General features: G+C 62.9%; 4 protein-coding genes and 2 pseudogenes. 2 read left to right on the top strand and 4 right to left on the bottom strand.

What is annotated here, in order from left to right:
- Both EN935_RS25235 and EN935_RS42830 read left to right on the top strand, forming a co-directional pair.
- A pseudogene (locus tag EN935_RS25235) lies at positions 1 to 132 on the top strand (16S rRNA (adenine(1518)-N(6)/adenine(1519)-N(6))-dimethyltransferase); the annotation flags it as partial.
- Between the two features lie 237 nt (positions 133 to 369).
- Positions 370 to 492, top strand: coding sequence for a hypothetical protein (locus EN935_RS42830; RefSeq protein WP_281040360.1), 123 nt, complete (start codon positions 370 to 372; stop codon positions 490 to 492).
- Between the two features lie 5 nt (positions 493 to 497).
- Here the strand turns inward: EN935_RS42830 and gmk are convergent, their stop codons facing one another.
- The 4 genes and pseudogenes from gmk to EN935_RS25210 all read right to left on the bottom strand — a co-directional run.
- Positions 498 to 1,154, bottom strand: a complete 657-nt coding sequence (gmk, locus tag EN935_RS25225; protein ID WP_013532512.1) for a guanylate kinase — start codon at positions 1,152 to 1,154, stop codon at positions 498 to 500.
- A 3-nt stretch (positions 1,155 to 1,157) separates the two neighbouring features.
- On the bottom strand, positions 1,158 to 2,048 hold the full coding sequence (locus tag EN935_RS25220; protein ID WP_127373719.1) for a YicC/YloC family endoribonuclease: 891 nt from the start codon (positions 2,046 to 2,048) through the stop codon (positions 1,158 to 1,160).
- A gap of 165 nt (positions 2,049 to 2,213) precedes the next feature.
- On the bottom strand, positions 2,214 to 3,464 hold the full coding sequence (gene mltG, locus EN935_RS25215) for an endolytic transglycosylase MltG (RefSeq protein WP_127265609.1): 1,251 nt from the start codon (positions 3,462 to 3,464) through the stop codon (positions 2,214 to 2,216).
- Between the two features lie 102 nt (positions 3,465 to 3,566).
- Positions 3,567 to 4,094, bottom strand: a pseudogene (locus EN935_RS25210) (beta-ketoacyl-ACP synthase II); the annotation flags it as partial.

The following is a 4,094-nucleotide window of genomic DNA, read 5'->3' as shown; positions in this document are numbered from 1 at the left end:
CGCAAGATGCTGCGGCAAAGCGTGAAGAGCCTCGGCGGCGAGGCCCTGCTCGAACGCGCCGGCATCGATCCGACGCGCCGCGCCGAGACGCTCAGCGTCGAGGAATTCGTGCGGCTGACCAATGCGGCATGAGGGCTGACATGCAGGAACTTGGGGTGGTGCCTCGACTTTTCCCGCTTGTTGTGGCGGGGCAAAAGACGTCCACCATACGCTGGCGCGAAACGACGATCGTGCCGGGTTACATGCGCTATGTCTGCGATGGTGACGCCACGTCGACAGCCATTGTGTGGGTTACGCGCTGTACGGAGATGCCGTTGTCGAAAAGCTGCCGCCTTTGTCGGGCGGCAAAGCGAGTGGCCAAAGGATGTCATGCTGTCCGGAATGCGAGAGCACTATGCTGAGATCGAATGGACCGACATCGTGCAGATCGTCGAACATCTGACGCCGGCCGATAGCATGCGTCTATCCAACTACCCGGCTGCCACACCGTAGCCGGTTCAGCCAGTCTTCTCGTCCAACAGTCCCGAGACGAAATCGAACAGGCCTGGCCGACGATCACGTCTTAGCCGCTCGGCGACGACGATGCCGCGCACTTCGGCGAAGGCGCGGTCGAGGTCGTCATTGACGATGACGAAATCATATTCCTTCCAGTGCTCGATCTCGTTGCGGGCGTTTTTCAACCGCGTTTCGATCACCGCTTCCTGGTCTTCGGCGCGGCGCTTCAGCCGCGCCTTCAATTCCTTCATCGATGGCGGCAGGATGAAGATCGAGACGATGTCGGCGCGCATCTTCTCCTTGAGCTGCTGGGCACCTTGCCAGTCGATGTCGAACAGCATGTCGCGCCCTTCCGACAGCGCCAGTTCAGCCGGTTCGCGCGGGGTCGCATAGCAATTGCCGTGCACCTCGGCCCATTCAAGCAGCGCGTCGGAATCGCGCAGCCGCTCGAACTCGCGCATCGTCCTAAAATGGTAGTGGACGCCCTCGATCTCGCTGCCGCGGCGCGGTCTGGTGGTGACCGAGACCGACAGTTCGAGGCTGGAATCGCTTTCCAGAAGATTGCGCGCGATCGTCGACTTGCCGGCGCCGGATGGCGACGACAGGACGAGCATCAGGCCCCGGCGGCGAATGCGGGACCCCAAATCCTTGGCAACCATCGGCTACTCCAGATTCTGGATCTGTTCACGAAACTGGTCGACCACCGCCTTCAGTTCCAGCCCGATCGCGGTGACGGCGGCGGCATTCGACTTCGAACACAGCGTATTCGATTCGCGGTTAAATTCCTGTGCCAGAAAATCGAGTTTGCGGCCGACCGCGCCGCCGCCCTCCAGCAATGCCCGACCGGATGCGACATGCGTTTTCAGCCGGTCGATCTCTTCGCGAATATCGGCTTTGGTGGCCAGGAACGCCGCCTCCATGTGCAGCCGGGTCGCGTCCAGATTGGCGGAAGCGTCCATCAAAAGCCTGACCTGCTCGGCGATGCGCTCGCGGATCGCCACCGTCTCGCGTGACGGATCCACTTCTGCCCGCAGCGTCAGCGCCTCGATTGTGTCGATATGACCCGACAACAGCAAAGCCAGCGCGGCACCCTCGCTTTGTCGTGCCTGTTCAAGCCCTTTCAGGGCCACATCGAGCGCGGCCATGATCGCGGCATCGAGCGCGGCCCTCGCTTCTTCGGTTTCGACAGTTTCGGGAATGTCGAGTACGCCGCGCAGCGACAGCAACCCATCTGATGTCGCGGGTGCAGCGCCGAATTGCTCCTGCAGCCGCTTGGCGAGCCCAGCCAGGTCCTTCAGGAAGGCTTCGTTGACGACCGGCTGCGCCTGCGCGCCGGCGGCCCGGCCGATGGTCAGCGTCGCCTGGAAATTGCCGCGCGCAAAACGCTTCTGAAGTAGCTGCCGGACGGCTGGTTCCAGCCGCTCGAAGCCTTGCGGCAGTCGCAGCCGGACCTCGACGCTCTTGCCGTTGACGGACTTGACCTCCCAGGCGATCGAGGTGCCCTCATGCTCGGCGACGGCATGTGCAAAACCGGTCATGCTCTGCAAATTCATATCGCCCACACGTCCCTGGTGCACCACCCCGAAACCGGCTTTCCGGAGAGGAGCAAGTGCGGCTTGAAAATGACTGCGCCGCAGGCGCGTCGAAATCGGACGCGGGGCGCTCTTCTAAATGTCAGGGCATCGCCTGGTGAGCAATGCCCTTCCTTATTCTACATTCTACTGGGCAGCGCCCGCGTCACCGCCGCTGTCGTCGCCACCGTCAACCGGCACACTGTCAGCCGGCTTATCGGCATTGCTGTCGCCTGCGCCAGTTGTGTTGGCGGCCTTGGCGGCCTCATCTGCCTGCTTCTTCTGCAAGGCGCGATAGCGGGCGACATTCTCGTTGTGCTCGTCAAGCGTCGCGGCAAAGACGTGCCCGCCGGTGCCATCGGCGACGAAGTAGAGGTCGTCGGTCTTCGACGGATTGGCCACCGCCTCCAGCGCTGCACGACCCGGATTGGCGATCGGCGTCGGCGGCAAGCCGTTGATCACATAGGTGTTGTAGGGCGTCTGCTTCTGGATGTCCGACTGGTAGATCGGCCGGTCCGCCGGCTTGCCCTTGCCGCCGAACAGCCCGTAGATGATGGTTGGATCGGATTGCAGGCGCATGCCCTTGGCAAGCCGGTTCAGGAAGACGGCGGCAACCCGTGAACGCTCGTCACCCTTGCCCGTTTCCTTCTCGACGATCGAGGCCAGCGTAACGAACTCTTCGATGTTGGCCAGCGGCAGATCCGGCGCGCGCCGCTGCCAGACATCGTCAACCAGCTTCTTTTGATCCGCCAGCAGCTTGTCGACCATCTGCTGGCGCGTCGCGCCGCGCGTGAAGCGCAGGGTGTCGGTGGCGAGACTGCCCTCTGGAGGCGTGGTCGCCGGCATATCGCCGCTCAAGGCAGTCTCGTCAGCGATGCGCTGCAGCGCCTGCTCGACCGTCAGCCCTTCTGGAATGGTCAGCGAATACATCACCGACTTGCCGCTCTTCAAAAGCTCCATGATGTCGCGCATGGAAGCCCTGGGCTTGACCTCGTACTCACCGGCCTTCAGCGCGTAATCATTGCCGAAGGCCCGCACGCCAAGGCGGAATACCCGGGCATCGCTGATCAGTCCGCGGCGTTCGAGCTGGTCGGCGATATCCTGGACGCCGGTGTTCGGCTTGACCAGGAAGGTGTCGCCATTGGCCGAGGGGCCGGGCTCGGTGAATTCCTGCTTGCCGAAATAGACCGCGACGCCAGCCGCCAGAACCATCAGCATCACCGAAGAGATGACGAAGTTCATGAACACGACGACCTGGCTGCGTGATGCACGCGAGCGCTTCGGCGGCGGCGTGCCGGCCTCCGGCCGCAACGCCTCGCTGGCCGTTTTCGGCACGATCGGGCCGGATGTCGCCGGCCGTTGCCCGAATTCTCCGTTGCCTGCCGGATTTGTGTTCATTTCGCCCTACCATTTGATCGCCCAACGAATCCCCAGCGGCAGAGTAGGGGCGAATATGGCAAAATTGACGGCACGCCAAAGCGTCGCCCGATAGCCTGACGATCAGCCATTGTAGCGCTGGAAGACCAGCGACGCGTTGGTACCACCAAAGCCGAAGGAATTGGACAGCGCCACGTCGATCTGGCGGGCACGCGGCTTGTTCGGCACCAGGTCGATCGCGGTTTCGCGCTCCGGGTTGTCGAGGTTGATGGTCGGCGGCGCGACATTGTCTCTGATGGCAAGGATCGAAAAGATCGCTTCGGCGGCACCGGCCGCCCCGAGCAGATGGCCGATCGACGACTTGGTCGACGACATCGAAATCTTCGACGCGGCATTGCCGACAAGCCGCTCGACAGCGCCGAGCTCAATCGTGTCGGCCATGGTCGAGGTGCCGTGGGCGTTGATGTAGTCAACATCGGCAGGTGTCAGCTTGGCCCGATTCAGTGCGGCCGTCATGCAACGGAACGCACCATCGCCATCCTCGGCGGGCGCCGTGATGTGATGCGCGTCGCCGGTGAGACCATAACCCGTCACCTCGGCATAGATCTTGGCGCCGCGCGCCTTGGCATGCTCGAGCTCCTCGAGCACGAC

The sequence above is a fragment of the Mesorhizobium sp. M7D.F.Ca.US.004.03.1.1 genome (genome assembly GCF_003998635.1).
In the GTDB taxonomy this organism is placed as follows: Bacteria; Pseudomonadota; Alphaproteobacteria; order Rhizobiales; family Rhizobiaceae; genus Mesorhizobium; species Mesorhizobium loti.
The sequence above is the reverse complement of the archived record's forward strand: the minus strand, read 5'-3'. Positions and strand labels throughout refer to the sequence as shown.

Coding starts and splice junctions, on each gene's coding strand:
- mltG (WP_127265609.1), bottom strand. CDS start 3,464: ATGAACACAAATCCGGCAGGCAACGGAGAATTCGGGCAACGGCCGGCG.
- gmk (WP_013532512.1), bottom strand. CDS start 1,154: ATGGTTGCCAAGGATTTGGGGTCCCGCATTCGCCGCCGGGGCCTGATG.
- EN935_RS25220 (WP_127373719.1), bottom strand. CDS start 2,048: ATGAATTTGCAGAGCATGACCGGTTTTGCACATGCCGTCGCCGAGCAT.
- EN935_RS42830 (WP_281040360.1), top strand. CDS start 370: ATGCTGTCCGGAATGCGAGAGCACTATGCTGAGATCGAATGGACCGAC.